4 protein-coding genes are annotated in these 1716 nt (G+C 72.6%); all 4 read left to right on the top strand.

The window, feature by feature from the left end; translation table 11 throughout:
* Positions 1-166: zinc finger domain-containing protein (locus G6030_RS14025; protein ID WP_277817473.1), on the top strand; the 166-nt coding region annotated here is incomplete at its 5' end.
* A gap of 4 nt (positions 167-170) precedes the next feature.
* Positions 171-662, top strand: coding sequence for an OsmC family protein (locus G6030_RS14020; RefSeq protein ID WP_007627404.1), 492 nt, complete (start codon positions 171-173; stop codon positions 660-662).
* The gene (locus G6030_RS14015) at positions 659-949 is read left to right on the top strand and encodes an acylphosphatase (protein ID WP_182643551.1); all 291 of its coding nucleotides are present in this window, start codon (positions 659-661) and stop codon (positions 947-949) included. Before G6030_RS14020 ends, G6030_RS14015 begins: the two co-directional genes overlap by 4 nt.
* 16 nt (positions 950-965) lie before the next feature.
* A partial coding sequence (locus tag G6030_RS14010) for an AAA family ATPase (RefSeq protein ID WP_182643550.1) occupies positions 966-1716 on the top strand: 751 nt, incomplete at its 3' end.

The following is a 1716-nucleotide window of genomic DNA, read 5'->3' as shown; positions in this document are numbered from 1 at the left end:
CGACCGGTCGCTCGACGTCTACGGCCGCGCGGGCCTGCCGTGCAGCCGCTGCGGGACCGCCGTCGTGCGCGAGGACTTCATGAGCCGGGGCTCGCACTTCTGCCCCGTGTGCCAGCCCGCGCCCCGCCGCCGGAGCGGGGCGCGTCGGCGCCCGGTCGTACGATGACCGCATGACCCAGACGCCTCAGCCCGCACCTCAGGATCCCGCACCCGCCGCCGGGGACGCCCCCGCCCCGGGCACCGGCCCGGAGCTCCGGGTCGACCGGATCGGCACCCGGCGCTACGTGGGCACCTCCTCGCGCGGGGCACGGGTCGAGATCGGGTCGGCCGATGTCGAGGGCGTGTTCACCCCGGGCGAGCTGCTCAAGATCGCGCTCGGTGCGTGCACGGCCATGGCGTCGGACTTCACCGTCTCCCGCCGCCTCGGCGACGACTACGCCGCGACCGTCCGCGTCTCCGGCGACGCCGACCGCGAGAACGAGCGCTACCCGCGCCTCGAGGAGACCTACGAGCTCGACCTGTCGGGCCTGGACCCGGCGATGGCCGACCGCGTGCTCGACATGATCCGCCGTTCGGTCGACGCCACGTGCACCGTCGGCCGGACCATCACCGCGGGTACCGAGGTCGCGCTGCACTTCGAGACCGGGCGCGATCCCGAGTGAGCGCCCCGGGTCAGGACCCGGTCCGCCTGGTCGCGTGGGTGCACGGCCACGTCCAGGGCGTGGGCTTCCGCTGGTGGACGCGCAGCCGCGCCCTCGAGCTCGGCCTGAGCGGGTACGCGGCCAACAAGCCGGACGGCCGCGTCCACGTGGTGGCCGAGGGGCCGGAGTCGGCGTGCCGGGCGCTGTGCGAACTCCTCCGCGGTGGCGACACCCCCGGACGCGTGGACCTCGTCGTCGACACCTACGAACCGGCGCGAGGCGGACTGACGGGATTCGTCGAACGCTGACCTAGGATCGACTCCCGTGTATCTCAAGTCGTTGACGCTCAAGGGCTTCAAGTCCTTCGCGGCGCCGACGACCCTGAAGTTCGAGCCCGGCATCTGCTGCGTCGTCGGCCCCAACGGCTCGGGCAAATCCAACGTCGTGGACGCGCTGACGTGGGTCATGGGTGAGCACAGCGCCAAGACCCTGCGCGGCGGGAAGATGCAGGACGTCATCTTCGCCGGTACCGCCGGTAAGCAGCCGCTCGGCCGCGCCGAGGTCACGCTCACCCTGGACAACTCCGACGGCGCCCTGCCGATCGACTACGCCGAGGTCTCCCTGACCCGCCGGATGTTCCGCGACGGCGCCGCGGAGTACGAGATCAACGGCGACCGGGCCCGCCTCATGGACGTGCAGGAACTGCTGTCGGACTCCGGCATCGGGCGCGAGATGCACGTGATCGTCGGCCAGGGCAAGCTCGCCGAGATCCTCGAGTCCAAACCCGAGGAGCGACGCGCGTTCATCGAGGAGGCCGCCGGTATCCTCAAGCACCGCCGCCGCAAGGAGAAGGCGCAGCGCAAACTCGCCGGGATGCAGGGCAACCTCGACCGGCTCACCGACCTCACCACCGAACTGCGACGCCAGCTCAAGCCGCTGGGGCGACAGGCGGAGGTGGCGCGGCGGGCGCAGACGATCCAGGCCGACCTGCGCGACGCGACGTTCCGGCTGGCCGCCGACGACCTCGTCACCCGCCGGCGCGAGCTCGCCGACGCGGAGAGCGTGCGCGCCCGCC

It is taken from the genome of Dietzia sp. E1, from assembly GCF_014145015.1.
Classification (GTDB): domain Bacteria; phylum Actinomycetota; class Actinomycetes; order Mycobacteriales; family Mycobacteriaceae; genus Dietzia; species Dietzia cinnamea_A.
Note: the sequence above shows the minus strand (reverse complement) of the source record. Positions and strands in the feature narration are given on the sequence as shown.